Here is a 19,652-nt window from a genome sequence, read left to right on the forward strand (position 1 = left end):
AGCTGTCGAGGAATCGATAACCCGCGATGCAGTTTTTGGCCAAAGTGAGAGGGATGTTGTGCACGCATACGAAGGCACCTATGTCTCGGGTGAATGGAGTCCCAGCGCGGGCGAACGGATCGACGTGACCTCGCCCGCCACGGGTGAGATAGTCGGTTGCGTCAGCGCAGCGACCGCGGACGAGGTGGGGTCTGCAATTGAGGCTGCACGTGTCGCGCTCGATCGGGGCCCCTGGGCAACCAGCACACCCACCGACCGCGCTGCGGCCATCGGCCGGTTGGCCGATGTCATCGAGGCGCGATCGAAGGAATTCGCCGATCTGATTTCGGCGGAGATGGGCTCGCCACGGAAGTGGGCGTCGTTCGGGCAGATCGGTACCGCACTCGGAGTGCTGCGAACTTATGAAAAGATCACTGCCGATTACAGTTTCGAGGAATTTCGTGCCTCGATCATGGGTGGTACGGTGCTGGTTCGTCAGCTTCCGGTCGGCGTTGTCGGGGCAATTCTTCCGTGGAACGCACCGCTTTTCACTGCGATGCTGAAGATTGCGCCAGCTATGGCTGCTGGCTGCACCATGGTATTGAAGCCTTCGCCCGATGCGCCGCTGGCATTGTCGATGCTGACCGAGGTCATCGAGGCGGCCGGCATCCCTCCGGGCGTAATCAACATCGTTTCCGGCGACGTGGCTACCGGTGAAGCGTTGGTAGCGCACCCCGGTGTGGACAAGGTGAGCTTCACCGGTTCGACGGCGGCGGGCCAACGAATCGGTGCCGTCTGTGCTGCCGATGTGCGTCGATACGGCCTCGAACTCGGCGGAAAATCGGCTGCACTCGTTTTGGACGACATCGAGCTTGACGCCAAGACGATCGGGGGCTTGGTCACCGGTGTGATGGCCAACAACGGTCAGGTGTGTGCCGCGCAGACACGAATCCTGGTGCCGCAGTCTCGTTATGACGAGGTGGTCGATGCCCTCGGTTCAGCAGTCGCTGAATTGACTGTGGGTAATCCCGCGGATCGCACGACCGATGTAGGTCCCGTCATCAACCGAACTGCCCGTGACCGCATCGAAGGTTACGTACAGCGCGCAGCCGCGGAGGGGGCTCGTGTAGTCGTCGGTGGAGTGCGGCCTGAAGGTCTGGACTCGGGTTGGTATGTGAGCCCCACAGTCGTGGCGGATGTCGACAATCAGATGGCGATCGCCCGTGACGAACTATTCGGACCCGTTGCTGTCGTCATTGCGTACAGCGACGAGGACGATGCGGTAGCGATAGCCAATGACTCCGAATACGGACTTGCAGGTGCCGTGTGGTCTTCGAACCGGGATCGTGCGGCTCGAGTGGCCGCACGCATGCGAGTCGGATCAGTCTCGATCAACTCGGCGGCTCCGCTCGATTTCGGAAGCCCGTTCGGTGGATTCAAGAAGTCGGGTATCGGTAGGGAAGGTGGTCCTGAAGGGATTGCCAGCTACCTGGAGTCGCAGTCGATTATCGGCTGACCCCGCACATATTTGACTTACAAAGACTTTGCTGACGTTCTCGCAATGTCTGCGTCCAATGGAAGGAAATGTATGGAGACCCAGGCAGCAGTCCTCTGGGAGCGTAACTCTCCCTGGTCGATTGAAACGATCACGCTCGACGCGCCGAAGGAGCAGGAGGTATTGGTAGAACTCCATGCCTCCGGAATGTGCCATTCGGACGAACATATCGTGACCGGGGATATGCCGTTCCATCTCCCGTGTATCGGCGGGCACGAAGGTGCCGGCGTGGTCAAAGAGGTTGGCTCACATGTCTCTTGGCTCAAGCCGGGAGACCATGTGGTTTTCGGATTCATCCCGTCCTGCGGGCGTTGTCCGTCATGCTCGAGTGGACACCAGAATCTCTGCGATCTCGGCGCGAAGATCTACACCGGCCGGCAGATATTCGACGACACCGCCCGGCATCACATCAGGGACCAGGATCTCGCGCTCGCGTGCGGAATCGGATCCTTTGCGCACCACACTGTCGTCAATGAGGCGAGCTGCATCAAGATCGAACCGCACCATGCGCTCGATCGGGCATGTCTACTCGGCTGCGGGTTCATTACCGGGTGGGGGTCTGCGGTGTACACGGCAGACGTCCAACCCGGAGATACCGTGGTGGTGGCGGGCGTCGGAGGAATCGGAGCGGCTGCTGTTCAAGGGGCCAGGCTCGCCGGTGCTCGGACCATCACGGCAATCGATCCCAACGAGTTCAAGCGTGAAGAGGCCCTCAAGATGGGTGCGACGCACGTCGCAGCATCTTGGGAAGAGGCCAAATCTGTTGTTGCCGAAGCGACGTGGCATCGCGGTGCAGATAAGTTCATCTGCGCAATGGGTGTGGGCGACGGTCAGCTCATCGCGAAGGCCTTGGCGATGACAGCCAAGCGCGGTCGCGTAGTCGTCACGAATATTCACCCGATGGCGGAGCGGGAGGTTTCGGTGAGTCTGATGGACCTGACTCTGCAGGAAAAACAGATTGTCGGAAGTCTCTACGGTTCGGCCAATCCTCGGGGTGATATCCCCAAGGTGTTGGAGTTGTGGAGTGCAGGCGAAGTTGATCTCGATTCGATGGTGACACGGACTTACCCGTTGGAGAAGGTCAACGACGGGTACGACGACATGCGTGCAGGTCGAAACATTCGTGGCGTGCTCAGGTACCCGGCAGCGGACGCCGTCACATCCTGACCGTGTTCACAAGCGGAGCTCCTACTCGATTCGGGTAGGAGCTCCGTTTTGTATCTTCTTGTTCAAGTGGACGATTCGATGCTCGTGCCAAGATCTCGTTCCTGTAGGGCGGTCTTGGTTCGCAGTGGGATGTTGGGAAGCGCGAGCGTCGCTAACAGTCCGACCACAGCAAGGGGAACACACAACAGGAATAGGTCGCCGATGATGTCGGCGTATTGCTCCTGGACGAGACCGCGCAGTGGTTCGTCGAACTCCGAGATTCGGGGAACGGAGACCCCGGATGCGGCCTCGGAACCGCCAGACGAGTGGACTCGACTTGCTTGGAAAGTAGAGATGCGAGCCATCAAAACGGCCCCCAAGATGCTGACGCTGATCGCACTGGCGAGTTGACGGAAGAATGCGGGCAGCGCGGTGGCTGCGCCGAGTTGGTTAGCGGGGGCGCAGTTCTGGGAGACAATTAGTAGATTTTGCATCAGGACGCCGATAGCGAAGCCGATGGCAACCAGATATGCGGATACTGCGACTGGGTTTGTCGAAATGTTGAGAGTTGCGAGTCCGGTCAGTCCGAGTACGAGAAATACACTCCCTGTGATCACCCACAGTTTCCAACGCCCGGTGCGACTGATGACCTGTCCGACTATCGACGCGGCGAGAAATGTTGCCAGGGACATCGACAGCATGAATGTTCCGGACATCGACGCGCTGAGGCCGCGTGCAATCTGGAAGTACTGGCTCATGAAGGTCGGGACTGCAAGCATAGTGACACCGAGTGCGGTGCTTGCAATGACGACGCGCGAGATGGAAGCGTCCATCAGAAGACTGAGTGGGATGACCGGTTCTTCGACCTTCCTCTCGACTAGTACAACGGCGACTGCGAAGGCCAATGCTCCGGTGGCCATGGAAATCGAAATCCATGAGCCCCAAGGAAACTGGTGGCCCGCCATTGTCACCCACAGCATCAGTAGACTGGCGCCGCCTGCGATCAACGTGGCACCAAGCCAGTCGATTCGCGCCTTTCGGCTGTGAACGGGTAGGTGCAAGGACTTCTGGAGCAGGAGAACCGCGGCTATGGCAAACGGAATTCCGAGGTAGAAATTCCATCGCCACCCGACAGAATCGGTAATGATTCCGCCGATCACCGGCCCGCCCATTGTCCCGACTCCGATCACTCCGCTGATCAGGCCGGCATATCGTCCACGCTCACGTGGACTGAGAAGATCCGCCAGTAGTACGGGACCTACGGCGATCAACCCACCGGCGCCGACGCCCTGCAATGCGCGGAAACTGATGAGGACTTCGGCGCTCGGAGAAAGCCCTGCAAATAGTGAAGCTGTCACGAAGATCCCGATGGCGCCGTACATCAAGTTCTTGTGTGAGAAAAGATCCGCCAACTTTCCCCAAATAGCCAGGCTGACAGTCGTAGTGAGCAATGTCGAGCTCACCACCCATGTGTAGGCCGATTGACCCGCACCCAGATCGCTCATCATGATCGGTAGGGATGTCAGTATCGTCGTGGAAGCCAGAGCCGCCAGGACAAGTCCGAGTAGGGTACCTGTCAATGCCATTCGGATGTCGCGACGAGAATGAACTGGTACCGAGGACGAAGCGGATTCCTGTTTCTCCGTGTCGGATTGCTGCTCATCGTGAACGCTCACGTCCACCTCTCTGATATGACTCGAGCGACAGCAAGGTCGAGGGCCCCACGTAGATGGGACCCTCGACCTTGCTATTTGTGGAGGTGTTTGGGGTGCAGCGTGTTCAGAGCACAGCTCCGCTGACTTTGAGCCCGATGATCTCGTCCATGGTCAATCCGATCTCCAGCAGGACTTCGTCGGTGTGTTCGCCGTGCTCGGGTGCCCGACGCACTTCACCCTGTTCTTCGTTGAATTGTACCGGTGCGGCAACGAGTTTGAAGGGAGTGCCTGCGGCATCCTCCAAGTCTGCAATGTAGTTGTTTGCTTCTACCTGAGGGTCGGTTATCAGTTCGCGTGGCCGTTGAACAGGAGCCCACACGCCGCTGATCGGTTCGAGCGCGATCTTCCACTCTTCGAGGGTCTTCTTCGCGAACCCGGCTGCGACTGCTGCGACACATTCGACATGGTTCTTCGCTCGCTTCGCATGACTGTCGAAGCGGGGATCATCGATGAGTTCCGGACTTTCGAGAACCGTCATGAGTTCGGGCCAGAACCGATCCGACTCGAGCATCACGATCGAGATGTGCCGATTGTCCGCTGTCTCATAGCTGTTGACCAGGGGGTTCGGGGACTGGTCGGGTGTGAACTTCGGGAATTCATCGATCTTGAATGCGTGCGCTCCGGCGATTGCTGCACCCATAGCCCAAGTGCCGAGCGAGAGTAGGGAGCCATCGACAGTAAGCGCCTCGCCGGTTCGTTCGCGGTGGAACAACGCAGACGAGATGGCACCAGCCAGAGTCAAGCCACCCAAGACGTCCCCGAATGCCGGACTTGGCATATTGACCGGGTAACCGAGAGATGTCGGGCTGACAGTGTCGGCGGCACCGCTGCGGCTCCAGAAGGACGCCATGTCGTATCCACCGCGCTCGGACTCTGGGCCGTGCTGGCCTGCGGCTGAGCCGCGTACGTAGATGATCTTGTCATTGTGTGTGCGCACATCGTCGACATCGATTCCGAGCTTCTTGCGCGCTGCCGGCCGGAAGTTCGTCAGAAAGACATCTGCACTGGCAACGAGTTTCATCAGAACCTCCCTGCCTTCTTTTGATTTGAGATCGAGTGCAACACTGCGCTTTCCGCGATTCGGAAGTTCGAACATGTGCGCTACACCGCCAGCTGGAATCAGGCCGGAACTGACGAGGCCTCGCTGCGGATCGCCGCTCTCGGGGTGTTCGATCTTGAGGACGTCGGCACCCCACTCCGTGAGAATGGCTCCCGCCACCGGCACGTATGTCCACGCCGCAACCTCGACGACGCGTATTCCCTCCATTACACCAACCACAGTGATATTTCCTTCCAAAAGTGTGGGCGCAGTGTAGGTTCCGCGATGCGATTGTGTACTGCGATGCATCGGCGTGACCTCTGCTGACGAATAATCTGACATTAGTGTACATATCTACCCGAAGGCTGTGTGGCTTGCATCACAAATTCGTCGGCTGGTTGAATTGTCGAGTTCCACTTGCGGTGGATCGACGATGGAATGCGCGACTCGATGATCGGCCAGGGCGGCAATCCTCCCCGTGGTAGCCGTCGCCCGGCGATCGGGCGTTGTGAGTGAACGCGACAGGCGACGGTTTTGCTGTCGGACGATTGAGGTTCGTGGCGCCATTGGAACGTCGCTAAATTATGAACACAACTGTCAGAGCGTAGGTCGATTGAGGGTTTGTGGGAGCGGGCGGATGCTGCAGCGGGATCGCCCCGGGTCTCCGAAACGGCATATGCCTGCGCCCTCGGGGTGGTTTGGCTCGGCTTGTAACTCTCGACTTGTTTACACCTCCTTGGTTGCGGACGTCTGAGGGATATCAATTCTATAAGACCAGGTAATTGGGAAATTGCGCCAAATAGACCTATGTGGGCAAGTGTGCTGTTCGTCAGTGCGAACTGATTGCATGCTCAGCGCTTTCGAGGTCAAGCTTTCAGCTGGGCCCCTGGTCCGCGGAGTGAATCTAGGTCCGGCCCTTTTGTGACACAACCATCAGATGCTACTGTTCAAATTGAGTGACAGGCATCACGTCGGGGGCTGGATTCGACTTTGCTGATCGGCAGTCCGCGCTACGCCCACACAGTTTTTGGAGGAACTCGATGTCAAATCAGGCGGGACGAATGCTCCCCGAGATAACCCCGGAATCACGCGAATTCTGGACCGGGGGGTTCGAAGACGAACTCCGCATCTACCGATGCAAAGCATGCCGGGGATGGATTCATCCACCCGTCGGTGCGTGCTGGCGCTGCCGCAGTCGCGACGTCGGCGCAGAAGTAGCGTCCGGCAAGGGCAGGGTCGCTGCATTTACGATCAATCATCATCCGTGGTTCCCAGCGTTTCCGCCTCCTTACATCATTGCGATGGTGGAACTCGACGAGCAGCCAGATGTTCGCCTCACGACGTGCCTCGTCGAGTGTGACGTCGATGCGGTGGAGATCGGCATGCCGGTCGAGGTGGTATTCGACGAACAAGACGACGTTGCACTTCCCTTCTTCAGGCCGGTGAAAGCATGACATTCGTAGACAACCGTGCAGTGATCACGGGCATAGGACAGTCTCAGATCGGGCGCCGAATCGGGCGGACCGGTATCGATCTGGCGCTGGAAGCCAGTGAGCGTGCAGTTGCACATGCCGGACTCACGTTCGATGACATCGATGGTGTCGCAAGCTATCCCGGTCCGGTTGCTGCCGAGGGTGGTTTTGTCGGCGCAACGACACATGACGTCCGCGACGCGTTTGGATTGAATACGCGTTGGCACGTCAGCGGCGTAGAGACTTCGGGGCAGATCGGTACGCTGCTCGACGCGGCAGCTGCTGTCGCCAGTGGCCGCGCGACACATGTCTTGTGCTTCCGATCCGTGTGGGAGGCGACGGCCCAGGCTTCAGGTCGGGCGAAGGCGCTGACCGGCAAGATGGACCGTGCCTCAGGCCATTCGGAGTTTCGTGTGCCTTTCGGTGCAGCTTCGCCGGCTAACTGGATTGGCATGTATGCACAGCGCTACATGCACGAGTTCGGCTTGACGCGCGAGCAGATCGGAAAGCTGGTCATCAACAGCCGCCGCAACGCGGCGCTCAATCCCAATGCAATCTATCGGGATCCGATGACGATGGAGGATTACTTGGGTGCGCGACTGATCTCTTCGCCGTTCGGTCTGTACGACTGTGACGTACCTTGTGATGGCGCGACGGCGATCGTCATTTCGCGCAGGGAGGCAGCAGATGGTCTCAAGAATCCACCGATCGCCATCGAAGCAGCGGGATCCTCACTGTCACAGCGTCATACCTGGGACCAGCGGACCGATCTGACCACTATGGCGTCTCACGATGCAGCAGATTCGATGTGGGCGACCACCTCCCTCAAGCCGGTCGACGTGGATTTTGCCACGCTTTATGACGGATTCAGCTACCTCGCCACGCAGTGGATCGAAGCCTTGGGCTTCTGCGAACACGGCAAGGTCGGACAATTCCTGGATAACGAGGACGTGTACCGACTCGACGGCGAACTTCCCATCAACCCGCACGGCGGTCAGTTGTCGGCAGGGCGACTCCATGGTTACGGATTCCTTCACGAGGCGTGCGTCCAACTATGGGGTGAGGGTGGAGACCGCCAGATCAAGAAGGATCTGGAGATTGCTGCGGTTGGTATCGGTGGTGGCCCAGAAGCTGGCTGCATGCTACTGCGCCGCGACGCCTGACAAACATCAGCGCTGACTGTCCTTCGAGGTAGACAACAACTTGCGCTACGCCCCGCACGGAACAACCAGGAGAGAAAGATGTCCACTTCAGAAGCCGTCATTCCCCCGGTGAGCGGGGGGGTGACGAATGGACCGGATTCCGCTGCGAGCAGCGTGAGTGCTGGGCCACCCAAGAAATCTGGTGTCAAACGATTCCGCGGAGGTCGCAAATGGCGGGCCCTCCGGTCCAATCGCGCTGCAATGATTTCATTGGGATTCTTGCTCCTACTGGTCTTCGTTGGCATCTTCGGTTCATTGCTGATGACCCATGATCCCAACGCGCAGGAACTCAGTGCACGGTTGCAGGGTCCGAGCGGTGAACATTGGTTCGGGACAGACGGTTACGGTCGCGATACGTTCAGCCGTCTCATCGACGCCACTCAGGTCGCGGTTCTCGCGATCGTGCAAGCTATGGCCTTGGCAATGGTTGCGGGTATCCCGCTCGGTCTGCTGGCCGGCCTTGTCGGTGGTGCTGTTGATGCAGTGCTGAGTCGAATTGCCGAAGCGCTCCTCGCTCTGCCCCCACTGATCCTGGCTCTGGCCGTGGTCGGTGTACTCGGACCCGGGCTGACAAATGCCATGATTGCCGTTGGAATGTTGTTGGCTCCGAGACTGTTTCGCATAGCGCGGTCCGAGGCCCAGGCAGTGTCGGGTGAGTCCTACATCGAGGCCTGTCGGAGCGTCGGCTGCTCGAACTTCCGCCTTTTGTGGCGTCATGTTCTTCCGAATTCAAGCTCCGCCTTGATGATTCAGCTGACATTCGGTGCCGGAATCGTAATTATCGTGGAAGCCAGTCTGAGCTTTCTGGGGTTGGGCGTGGAGTCGCCACAGGCTAGTTGGGGTTCCATGCTTCAGGACGCATTTCAGAACGTGAGTGCATCCGCCAACTTCATGATTGTGCCGACGGCTGCAATCGTTTTGACAGTGCTCGCATTGTCCACATTCGGCGACGGTATGCGTGATGCGTTCGAAGGGCGTGGAGCAAATGGTTGAGAATATGACAGACGAAGTGTCACGGATGCCTCAGTTGGACCTGTACGGCGATGAAAAGATGACCGCTGCAGTTGATCAGGTCGAATTGGGAACCACAGTCCTCGAGGTCAGCAACTTGTGTGTCGACTTCAAGACGGAGCACGGTTGGTCCAGGGTTGTCGACAATGTGAGTCTGCTCGTGCGTCGGGGTGAGACGTTGGGTCTTGTTGGCGAATCTGGTTCAGGCAAGACGGTTACGTCCCTCGCAATCATGGGGTTGCTCACGGGTCCCAGAGTTCGGATCACAGGATCGGTCCTCCTCGAGGGGCGTGAACTGATCGGATTGTCGAACCGGGAGATGAATGCGCTCCGTGGCAAGACGGTTGGCATGATCTTCCAGGAACCTCGGCGCTCCCTGAACCCCGCATTTACGGTGGGAGATCAGATCGCGGAGATCGTGCGCCGCCACAAAGAAGACATCAGCAGGAAAGATGCGTGGGACCGCGCTGTCGAAATGCTCGAACTGGTGGGCATCCCCGACCCGGCCAAGCGCGCGTTCGAGTACCCGCACCAGTTCAGTGGCGGAATGTGCCAGCGTGTGATGCTTGCTATGGCCGTGGCATGTGAGCCTGTTGTTCTCATTGCCGACGAGCCGACTACGGCACTTGACGTCACAGTTCAGGCCCAGGTTCTCGAATTGTTGAGCGAACTACAAGAGCGCATGGGCCTCGGCGTCTTGTTTATCACCCACGATCTTGGCGTAGTGGCGCAGACGTGTGACCGGGTCGCCGTTCTCTATGGCGGACAGGTTATGGAAACGACGGATGGTGAAGAGCTCTTTTACAATCCCGAGCATCCATATACGGAGGGGTTGTTGGCCTCGACTCCGGATGCACAAGCCCGTGCAGAACGACTGTATGCCATTCCGGGAACCGTTCCGCCAGCATGGGATTGGCCGGAAGGGTGCCGCTTTCATCCGCGGTGCAAGTACTCCCTGGAAGGTCAATGTGATGCGGGAGCTGTTTCGCTGACAGGACCGACGAGTCACCAGGTTCGATGTGTTCGCTCGAGTGAGTTCAGTCTGGAAGGGATCAAAGAATGAGCCCGGTACTTGAAATCGATGGACTGGTCAAGTCTTTCGTGAAGAAGCGAAACATCCTGGGCATGCCCTCGGAGCACACTCACGCTGTCAAGGACGTGTCGTTCACGCTCGAAAAGGGCCGTACACGTGCGATTGTCGGCGAGAGTGGAGCAGGCAAATCCACAATCGGGCGAATGGCGCTGCGTTTGGCGACACCGGATACAGGCTCGGTCAAGCTGTTCGGTGAAGACATCATGAAGATGTCGGCCAAGGACGTTCGGAAACTGCGACGCCGGGCGACGATGATTTTCCAGGATCCGTTCAGTTCATTGGATCCGCGGATGCTGATCGGGCAGTCTGTTGCGGAGCCGCTTACCCTACACACCGAACTCCGCGGGAAGGCACGCAAGCAGAAGGTCGAGGAACTTCTTGATCGGGTTGGGCTGAGGGTCGATCAACTGGACAAGTACCCCCACGAATTCTCGGGCGGTCAGCTGCAACGCATCGCGATTGCGCGAGCGCTTGCCACGGAGCCTGAGCTGATTGTATGTGATGAACCGGTTGCAGCGTTGGATGTTTCGATTCAGGCACAGGTTCTCAACTTGCTCCAGGATCTGCAACGGGAGCGGGGGATCAGTTACCTGTTCATCTCGCATGACCTCGCTTTGGTCAAAATGTTTGCGCATGACGTCACTGTCATGCGCCGCGGCGAAGTCGTCGAATCCGGAAGCACCGAGCAGATTTTCAATGATCCCCAGGACCCGTACACGAAGGAACTGCTGTCAGCTATCCCGGTGATGAATCCGCGGAAGCGAACCGCACGACGGTTGGTTGCTTCACTCTGACGTCCCTTTCGGTGAGCTTGCCGAGGCAGACCAAGAGTGAATTGAATTGAAAGAGAATGCACTTGATCGCTGTGCTTCCTTACGGGGTGCGCAAGAGTGCAGATGCCGCCGGCGTCGTAGACCTGCGTGATGTGAGCAAGTCCGGTGCCTGACAGATGTCGTAACTAATGAGGAGCAGGGTTCATGCTCAAGCTTGTTGTCAGCCGCATTTTCGCGGCGATTCCACTGCTGCTACTAGTGGCATTTTTGTCATTCGCGCTACTCGAGTTGGCCAATCGGGGTACTGATCCGGCCGCGCGTATCGCGGGAGACGGAGCCAGTCCCGATCAGATAGCGATGGTTCGTGAGAACCTGAATCTCGATTCGCCGATGGTGGTTCGATATGTGGAGTGGGTCGGTAACGCGATCACCGGCAACCTCGGGACGTCGCTTTACAGCGGTCAGCCAGTGACCGATGCGCTCATGGAGCGTATTTGGATTACCGGATCGCTTGCATTGTGGGCGATAATCCTCACGGTCGTAATCGGCATTCCTCTGGGTGTATGGGCAGCAGTGAAGCAAGGTTCGATCGTCGATCGCGCGGTGACGACGGTGTCGGCTCTGCTGATGTCTGTTCCACCGTTTGTTCTCGGTTTGATCTTGGTGATCACGTTTGCTATCAGTCGGGCATGGTTGCCGGCGACGGGATATGTCACTATCGCAGAGGGTGGAATCGTTGAGTGGGCACGGCACCTGATATTGCCCGGAATCGCTTTGGCCGCAGTTTCTGCCGCTGAACTTGCCAGGCAGACAAGAGGTTCCATCGTAGATACCCTCAACAAAGACTTCGTTCGGACAGCCAGGGCCAAGGGTTTGAGTGAGAACAGTGTGCTGTGGAAGCATACGATGAAGAATGCCGCGGTCTCCATTGTCACGGTGCTTGGTATGCAGATGGGACGAATTCTCGGGGGCGCGGTGACCGTGGAATTTGTCTTCGCAATTTCTGGTCTCGGAATGCTGGGCTACACAGCAGTCATTCAGCGAGATCTTCCCATGGTTCAGGGTGTCGTGATCGTCAGTGCACTCGTGGTCCTCGTGTGCAATCTATTGGTGGATATGTCTTACGGATACTTGAATCCGAAAATTCGAAAGTAGTCGATTGCTCGAAACGTAGGTGCGCCCTATGGTGCGTCAAGTAGCAACGACCGCCCGACTTCTTCCGGATATTTCAAATGTCATGTGGTTCAACAGTATTTGCCTGGCATGAATGGCGATAAGGCATTCGGAGGATGTCGGGTTATTGATGTCTGATTGCGGTCAGCGGTATCGGAAGTTTAGTTTGGTCGATATCGGATGATCGAGTTCTTCTGCTGAAGAACATGTTTCGGGCAATTGCACGATGGTTTCGTCAACGCAGTACACGAATCAAGAAGAGAAACGGGCGTATGGGTATGAGAATCCGTAACGGTGTCCCATCAAGTATCAGAATGCTGATTCTAGCAATTACTGTTACCGCAGTCGCGACTGCTTGTGGGGGAGGTGGTTCGAGTGCGAGTGGTGATACCGCTACTCAGAGTATCGACCGCAATGCAACGCTGAAGATGGCGTGGACATTGGGCCCGAATAATCTTGACCCCCATCAGTCGAGCAACTACCAGGTCGATTTCAACTATTTGTCTCCGGTGTACGATCGTCTCACTCAGGCGGTTTCCGGCCCCAAGATCGCGCCTATGTTGGCCGAGTCGTGGGAGTTCGCACCGGATGGACTCTCTGCTGACTTCAAACTTCGCACTGACGCGAAGTTTCACGACGGAACCCCTGTCAATGCCGCAGCGGTAGTTCAGAGTCTCAATCGTGCTCGTGATCCCAAGCAGGCTCGTGCAGCCGGCTCGCTGGCATTGATCACTGATGTGCAGGCTCCGGATGCAAATACAGTGCGAGTGTCGACCAGTCGTCCTGCCGCAGATCTGCCTTCCGTGCTTTCGAGCACTGTCGCCGCCATCATCAGTCCGAAAGCGCTGGACGGTGGGATTGATCTATCGGTGGAAACAGCGGGATCGGGCCCCTACGTGGTCGACCAGGTCCGACGCGGAGATCGAATCACGTACAAGCGATTCGACGGATACTGGGATCCCGAGGCACAGAAGGTGGCCAACCTGGAGATTGCCGGTATCACCGACGACAATGCTCGCCTCAACGCTTTCCGCAGTGGACAAATTGATGTAATGCTGGCGAAGGCGGGTCAGACCGATGACCTGCAGACGTTGCTCAAGCAACCGCAGTACGACATGCATACTTACCCGGTCTCGAATTTCTATGCGATTCAGCTCGATATCGGTCAGGAGGGATTGAAAGATCCTCGCGTCCGTCAGGCCTTGAACTATGCAATTGACCGGGACGGCATCAACTCGGCACTGTTGAAGAATCAGTGCGCTCCGATTTCCCAACCGCTCGCGGAGGGGGTCGACGGGCACAACACCTCGGTGCCTGCCTACACCTACGATCCTGCGAAGGCGAAACAGCTTCTCAGCGATGCGAAGGCTCCGGCAGACCTGAAGTTGCGGATGATCACGGTCGCCGGTTTGTCTCCTCAGCAGGAAATGGCGACTGCGATTCAGGCTCAGCTTGCTGCAGTGGGAGTGGGTGTCGAAATCGTTCCGCTGCCTACCGCTGATGCTCAGGTGCGGATGGGTGAGGGCAACTACGCTTTGCTTAACCCTCGGTTGACCTTCCCCACGCCGGCTCAGACGTTGCAGACGAATTACCTTGTTCCGCTGCGTTTTCCGACGGCTCCTTCGCAGGAGTTCCAGGATGCTGTCAACACCAGCCTGAACCCGAACGTCAGCGACGCGGATCGTACGGCATTGTACAGCAAGACGTCCGGCATTGCTTCCACAGATGCCTATGACGTGTTCATTTGCGGTATCCCGACTCAGGCCGCTTTCACGGACAAGGTTGTGGGCATGGACAAGATGGGCCAGGCGGACTTTACCGGCATCTTGGATGTCCGCTACTTGGGCAAGACCTCGTAGTACGAGACACATGTTGTAGAGCGGGGATCCGGAGTGTGTATCCGGACCCCCGTTCGTCGTTGAATGGTCCGGAGAGCTCAGAATGGAGCGATAAGTCATGTCGTGCACAATTCGAACCGTTGACAGGCGCGCGGTAGCGATTGCCTTCGGCGTAATCGGGGCGGTGGTTCTTGCGTCGTGCTCGTCGCCACCGGCGTCGAATGAAGCTGCGGGGGAGATTGATCGGACGGCAACGTTGCGTGTGGCCGGAAATGTGGTGCCGAACAACCTCGACCCACATCAATCGGGCAATTACCAGATCGATTTTCCCTTTCTTTCACCGGTATACGACAGATTGACTCAGGCGGTGAGCGGTCCCGAGATCGTGCCGATGGTTGCTCAATCATGGCTGTTCTCCGACGACGGACGGTCCGTCGACTTCTCCCTCCGCGGCGATGCAACGTTTCACGACGGGACTCCCGTTGATGCCGCAGCGGTGGTGGCCAGCTTGAATCGCGCGAGAGACCCACAACGCTCGAAGGTGGCCGGGCGGTTCGACATGATTTCTGGTATCGAGGCGATCGACGACACCACGGTGCGCATTGGAACGAACCGTCCGGCGATGGATCTTCCTGCGGCACTTTCGACTACCGAAGGTGCGATCGTGAATGTGAAGGCGATCGAATCCGGTCTTGATATCAATACGACCGGTGCCGGATCCGGTCCCTATGAGTTTGATCAGGTGCGTCCGGGTGATCGGATAACCTACACGCGGCACGACGGATACTGGGATCCGGAAGCACAGAAGCCTGCGCGGTTGGAACTGATCGGGATCGCTGATGACAATTCTCGGCTTAACGCATTCCGATCTGGTCAGGTGGATGCTGTCAAAGTTGACCCGGATCAATACCACGAGCTTGGAAACATACTGGCGCAGCCCGGTTTCAAGTTTCACGAGTATCCAACGGTTCAGTCGTATGCAATCCAGTTGGACATAGGTACACCGGGTTTGGCGGATCCCAGGGTTCGGCAAGCACTGAACTATGCGATCGACCGCGAGGGTATCAACTCTGCTCTGCTCGACGGAAAGTGTGCTCCGTTGTCGCAACCGTTGCCAGTGGGCGTAGATGGTCACGACACCACCAGAACCAATCGGTACACCTACGACCCAGGTAAGGCCCGTGCGTTGCTCAGAGAGGCGAACGCGTCACCTGATCTGACAATTCGTGTGATCAACGTGGCAGGCGCATCGCCACAGCAGGAGATGGCGACCGCGGTGCAGGCTCAACTCGCTGACGTGGGTGTCAAAGTTGTGTTGCAGCCGATTCCGGCAGTCGATGCACAGTCGACATTCCGGAAAGGTGGCTACGGGCTACTCAATTCACGATTGGCCTATCCCATTCCGGGTCAGTCGTTGATGCTGAATTACATGGCAGACTATCGATTCCCGACGCCGCCCTCTGCCGAGTTCTCGGACACGGTTTTTCAGTCGATGGATCCCTCGATCAGTGATAGCGATCGTACGAGCCTCTATGTTCAGGCATCGGCGATTGCCGCGGACGACGCATATGACGTGTTCATCTGTGGAGTTCCGACGATGGTTGCCTACTCGTCGAAGACAGTGGGGATGGATTCCCTTGGTCAATCCGATTTCACCAGCATCTTCGATCTCCGGTACGCCGGAGTCACTACTTCCTGACCGTTACCAATCGAAGGGACGCTATTGATGTATCGCAAACGTGTTCTCGGTGCACTCAGTTGCGCAACTCTGCTACTCGTAGGAGCTTGCGGAGGGGGATCGGCAGATACCACTGCGACATCCAGTGGTGTGGTGGACCGTGATGCGACAATGACGATGGGCTGGATATTGCCTCCGCCCATGATGGATCCGCACGCGACTCCGTCAATCATTGGCGCGTATCCGTATCTGAGCCTTGTCTATGATCGATTGGTACGAGTCGAGAAGGACCCAGCGGGATCGAAGTTCGTTCCGATGCTTGCCGATTCATGGGAGTTTTCAGAAGACGGACGGGTGTTGACATTCCACCTCCGCACCGACGCAAAGTTTCACGACGGAACTCCGGTTGATGCTGCCGCAGTGCAGTGGAGTCTTAACCGTGCGATGACAAAACCGACCTCCACGGTGTCCGGGGCGCTCGGAGCAATCGACCGCGTCGAGGCGCCGGACCCGAATACGGTTGCGGTATATCTGAAGCGGCCGGCTTCCGATGTGATTTACCACTTGTCGACGCTGGCCGGGGCAATAGTCAACCCGGCAGCCGGTGATCGTGATTTGAGCCGAGAAGTCGATGGGTCCGGTCCCTATCAGCTGGCCGAGTTGAAGGTCGGTGATCGTGCGTCGTTCACGCGTTTCGACGGTTACTGGGATCCTCAGGCTCAGAACATGGCGAAGGTTGCGATTGTGGGGATGGTCGATGACCAAGCGCGTCTGAATGCATTGCGCAGCGGTCAGATTGACGCTGCACTGACCAAGGTGACACAGTTCGCAGACGTTGAGCAGCTCACCAAGAGTTCGAACTTCGGGGTCGCGGACACTGACCACAGTGCCTGGTACGCGATGTATCTGAATGCAGATAATCCCGCGCTGGCTGACGTCCGGGTCCGACGAGCGATGAATCTGGCGATCGATCGTGAGGGTATAAACACATCGCTCCTCAGCGGGCAGTGTGAGCCAACCTCGCAGCCCCTCCAGAAGGGTGTGATCGGACATGATCCGCAGAGCGAGGGCCGCTACGGGTATGACCCCGATCAGGCGAAGCGGCTTCTGCAGGAGGCCGGCCACGCCGATGGGCTGCAGCTGAAAGTGCTGACGCTTGCCGGTGTCCGGACAAGTGACGGCCTGGCTGTGGCTATCAAGGAACAGCTGTCGAAGGTCGGGATCGACCTACAGTTGCAGCCCCGTGAACTAGGACAGGCAGTCATCGAGTGGAAAGAGGGGAAAGCGGACGGACTGCAGTACACACATCCCGGCGCTACCGACCCGGCCGTCACGATGCAGGAGGCATATCTGAGCACTCTGTACCCGGGCGCTCGATCTGCTGATGTCGAGAAGGTCCTCCAAACCCCGTTGGACTCGACATTGTCACCCGAAGCAAGGGAGGCGGCGCTTAAGGCAGCTTCATCGAGTGCGTCGGAGAATGCACTCGAACTCTTTGTCTGCTCCATCCCGACGCAGTACACGTTTGACAAGAAGGTAGTCGGACTCGAGGAAATGAGCCCTCCTGTCGCCGGTGGTCCATTTGATCTGCGAAACGTCAGGACTACCGGGTGAAAACATGATAAGAACCGGAAAGGCTCACATGGAAGAGACCCCACGACCGCCGAACGGTGACTGGCTCGGTACTCCCTATCTGCGGTTCGAACGCGAAGGGCCATTCGCCACTGTGACAGTCGATCGTCCGGAAGCCAGGAATGCGCTCACTCCGGCGATGTACTTCGGGTTGAGATACGCTGTGCGGCATTGTGAAGCAGATCCAGATATTCACGGGTTGCTTTTGACGGGCGTGGACGATGTCTTCATTCCCGGCGGAGATCTCGGTCGCACCGGCATCGACACGTGGATGGATTTCAGTCATCTGGGAATGGAGACAACACCATTCGATACCCTGCGCACTTCTTCGATTCCGGTGGTGGCCGCCGTCAATGGGATCTGTCAGGGTGGGGGTTTCATGATCACACTCTGCAGCGATGTCTCAGTGGTCAGTGAGAGGGCGACATTCCGTGTGCCGGAACTCTTTCGAGGGATCTCCGACACGTACTATGCGCAAGTGCTTGCACGCACGATTGGGCCGGTACGTACAAGGGATCTCATGTTCACAGGCCGAGTGCTCACGGCCTCCGAGGCACTCGACTGGGGTCTGGTTACCAGGGTCGTGCCGCACGAAGATGTAATGGACGAAGCGAAAGAGTTGCTGGCCCAGTGCTGTCGGACTGCACCACTGGCTCGGGCCGACATCAAGAAGAGCCTGGACGACTACATCGGACTCTATGACCGGACCTCGATGCGTCAAAGCCAGGACCGAGAAGAAGCGAGGGAGGGGTTTGCGGCCTTCAAGGAACGGCGTTCGCCCGAATGGGTTGTGAGTGAACTCCGGACCAGCGGACGACTCTAGCGATCACCGGGGAACAGGTGGCCAAACTCTAGAACGACTCGGTGTCAGAACTTAAGACACCGGATCCTTGCTGAAGCTATGGAAGCTGACGTTTTCCTTTGGTCTTCATTCCATATTTGCAGGAAATGCCACATAAACGTTGACGTTGGTGATGTGCATCACTAAGGTGACGATACGTCAGATGGATCGCTGGCAATTCGGGTGACGCGAACGTTGAAGAGCCGTCATCCCCTTCATTTAGGGAGATAGCAGTGCCGCTTCAGGATCATATGCAGTTGATTTCGGTGGATGACCATCTGATCGAGCCGCCGAACGTCTGGACGGATCGGTTGCCGAAGAAGTTTGTCGAGCAAGGTCCGCGGATCGTCGAGATGGACATGAGTCAGAGCCACGGCGATGAGGGCTTGTCGGCTCTGCTGCTCGACACCGCTCGGCAGGGTCGGGCTGCGTCGACGGAGAAGAAGCTCGCGGAGGTCTGGACTTACGAGGGCCGGATCTACCCGAACATCGGCCTGAACTCGGTGGCCGGCAAGAAGCCGCAGGACTACGGGATGGATCCGACGCGGTATTCGGAGATGCTTCCGGGCTGCTACGACCCCAAAGCCCGTGTGGCGGATATGGATATCGACGGCGTCCAGGCCGCTCTGTGCTTTCCGTCGTTCCCCCGCTTCGCAGGAACGGTGTTCCTCGAGGCCAAGGACAAGGAGCTTGCTCTTCTGTCGGTAAAGGCGTGGAACGACTTTCATCTCGACGAGTGGGCGGCGTCCAATCCTGATCGGTTCATTCCGTTGATCATCCTGCCGTTGTGGGATCCGCAGGAATCGGCCAAGGAGATCTACCGGTGCGCGGCCAAGGGCGCGAAGGCGATCACGTTCCCGGAGAACACGGTTGGGCTCGGGTTGCCGTCGTTCTACACCGATTTCTGGGATCCGGTTTTCCGTGCGGCCGAGGAAACGAAGATGCCGTTGTGCATGCATTTCGGGTCTTCGGGTAAGGCGCCGATCACGTCCCCGGAAGCTCCGATGGCAGTGATGATCGCGTTGTTCGGTACCAACTCGATGGATGCGACGGCGGATCTGTTGTTCTCGCCGGTGTTCTACAAGTTCCCCAATTTGAAGGTTGCCTTGTCCGAGGGTGGTATCGGGTGGATGCCGTACCTGCTCGAGCGGATCGATCTGACGTGGGAGAAGCATCGTTGGTATCAGAATGTGAACAAGGACGTGCGTCCGTCGGATCTGTTCCGTAAGAACATGCATGGTTGTTTCATCGATGATCTCGAGGGTGTGGCCCGCCGTCATCAGATCGGTATCGACAACATCATGTGGGAGTGCGATTACCCGCATTCGGATTCGAACTGGCCGAACAGTCGGCGGTACACGGAGAAGTTGCTTGCGAATGTGCCCGATGAGGAAGCGCACAAGATTGTGGAGTTGAATGCTCGGGCGTTGTACAACTTCCCGCGCACCAACTGACGAATTCGACAAAACGAAGGCTCTCCCACACGTCCTGCGTGGGAGGGCCTT

The 19,652-nt window shown here is 57.8% G+C and carries 15 protein-coding genes; 13 read left to right on the top strand and 2 right to left on the bottom strand.

Going from position 1 to position 19,652, the window contains the following annotated elements; genetic code table 11:
- The first annotated feature begins 58 nt into the window (after positions 1-58).
- The gene (locus tag RG2_RS19115; RefSeq protein WP_033234312.1) at positions 59-1,495 is read left to right on the top strand and encodes an aldehyde dehydrogenase; all 1,437 of its coding nucleotides are present in this window, start codon (positions 59-61) and stop codon (positions 1,493-1,495) included.
- 72 nt (positions 1,496-1,567) lie between these two features.
- Positions 1,568-2,701, top strand: coding sequence for an NDMA-dependent alcohol dehydrogenase (locus tag RG2_RS19120; RefSeq protein ID WP_033234313.1), 1,134 nt, complete (start codon positions 1,568-1,570; stop codon positions 2,699-2,701).
- Between the two features lie 62 nt (positions 2,702-2,763).
- Here the strand turns inward: RG2_RS19120 and RG2_RS19125 are convergent, their stop codons facing one another.
- Positions 2,764-4,356 carry an MFS transporter gene (locus RG2_RS19125; protein WP_230590136.1) on the bottom strand — a complete coding sequence of 531 codons (1,593 nt, stop codon included), beginning with the start codon at positions 4,354-4,356 and terminating at the stop codon, positions 2,764-2,766.
- A gap of 103 nt (positions 4,357-4,459) precedes the next feature.
- Positions 4,460-5,662 (bottom strand): CaiB/BaiF CoA transferase family protein, encoded by a 1,203-nt coding sequence (locus RG2_RS19130; RefSeq protein WP_033234314.1) that lies wholly within the window; start codon positions 5,660-5,662, stop codon positions 4,460-4,462.
- A gap of 812 nt (positions 5,663-6,474) precedes the next feature.
- On the opposite strand from RG2_RS19130, the gene RG2_RS19135 reads away from it, so the two are divergent.
- The 11 genes from RG2_RS19135 to RG2_RS19185 all read left to right on the top strand — a co-directional run bounded on the left by RG2_RS19135 (position 6,475) and on the right by RG2_RS19185 (position 19,601).
- Positions 6,475-6,888 (top strand): Zn-ribbon domain-containing OB-fold protein, encoded by a 414-nt coding sequence (locus tag RG2_RS19135; RefSeq protein WP_033234315.1) that lies wholly within the window; start codon positions 6,475-6,477, stop codon positions 6,886-6,888.
- A complete protein-coding gene (locus RG2_RS19140; protein WP_033234316.1) occupies positions 6,885-8,069 on the top strand; it encodes a thiolase family protein in 1,185 nt (394 codons plus the stop codon). Before RG2_RS19135 ends, RG2_RS19140 begins: the two co-directional genes overlap by 4 nt.
- Positions 8,070-8,222: 153 nt before the next feature.
- A complete protein-coding gene (locus RG2_RS19145; protein WP_072782652.1) occupies positions 8,223-9,101 on the top strand; it encodes an ABC transporter permease in 879 nt (292 codons plus the stop codon).
- A gap of 58 nt (positions 9,102-9,159) precedes the next feature.
- Complete coding sequence (locus tag RG2_RS19150) at positions 9,160-10,182, top strand: ABC transporter ATP-binding protein (protein WP_033234416.1); 1,023 nt, start codon at positions 9,160-9,162, stop codon at positions 10,180-10,182.
- The gene (locus tag RG2_RS19155) at positions 10,179-11,006 is read left to right on the top strand and encodes an ATP-binding cassette domain-containing protein (protein WP_051730482.1); all 828 of its coding nucleotides are present in this window, start codon (positions 10,179-10,181) and stop codon (positions 11,004-11,006) included. Before RG2_RS19150 ends, RG2_RS19155 begins: the two co-directional genes overlap by 4 nt.
- 183 nt (positions 11,007-11,189) lie before the next feature.
- Positions 11,190-12,140 carry an ABC transporter permease gene (locus RG2_RS19160; RefSeq protein ID WP_033234317.1) on the top strand — a complete coding sequence of 317 codons (951 nt, stop codon included), beginning with the start codon at positions 11,190-11,192 and terminating at the stop codon, positions 12,138-12,140.
- A 296-nt stretch (positions 12,141-12,436) separates the two neighbouring features.
- Complete coding sequence (locus tag RG2_RS19165) at positions 12,437-14,017, top strand: ABC transporter substrate-binding protein (protein WP_033234418.1); 1,581 nt, start codon at positions 12,437-12,439, stop codon at positions 14,015-14,017.
- A 97-nt stretch (positions 14,018-14,114) separates the two neighbouring features.
- A complete protein-coding gene (locus tag RG2_RS19170) occupies positions 14,115-15,695 on the top strand; it encodes an ABC transporter substrate-binding protein (RefSeq protein ID WP_051730483.1) in 1,581 nt (526 codons plus the stop codon).
- A 27-nt stretch (positions 15,696-15,722) separates the two neighbouring features.
- Entirely contained in the window at positions 15,723-17,288 is a 1,566-nt protein-coding gene (locus tag RG2_RS19175) for an ABC transporter substrate-binding protein (RefSeq protein WP_033234318.1), read from the top strand.
- Between the two features lie 28 nt (positions 17,289-17,316).
- Positions 17,317-18,129: an enoyl-CoA hydratase/isomerase family protein gene (locus RG2_RS19180; protein WP_033234319.1), complete on the top strand. Its 813-nt coding sequence runs from the start codon at positions 17,317-17,319 to the stop codon at positions 18,127-18,129.
- 251 nt (positions 18,130-18,380) lie between these two features.
- Positions 18,381-19,601 (top strand): amidohydrolase family protein, encoded by a 1,221-nt coding sequence (locus RG2_RS19185; RefSeq protein WP_072782622.1) that lies wholly within the window; start codon positions 18,381-18,383, stop codon positions 19,599-19,601.
- The last annotated feature ends 51 nt before the right edge of the window (positions 19,602-19,652 follow it).

This window comes from Rhodococcus globerulus NBRC 14531 (assembly GCF_001894805.1).
Lineage (GTDB): Bacteria > Actinomycetota > Actinomycetes > Mycobacteriales > Mycobacteriaceae > Rhodococcus_F > Rhodococcus_F globerula.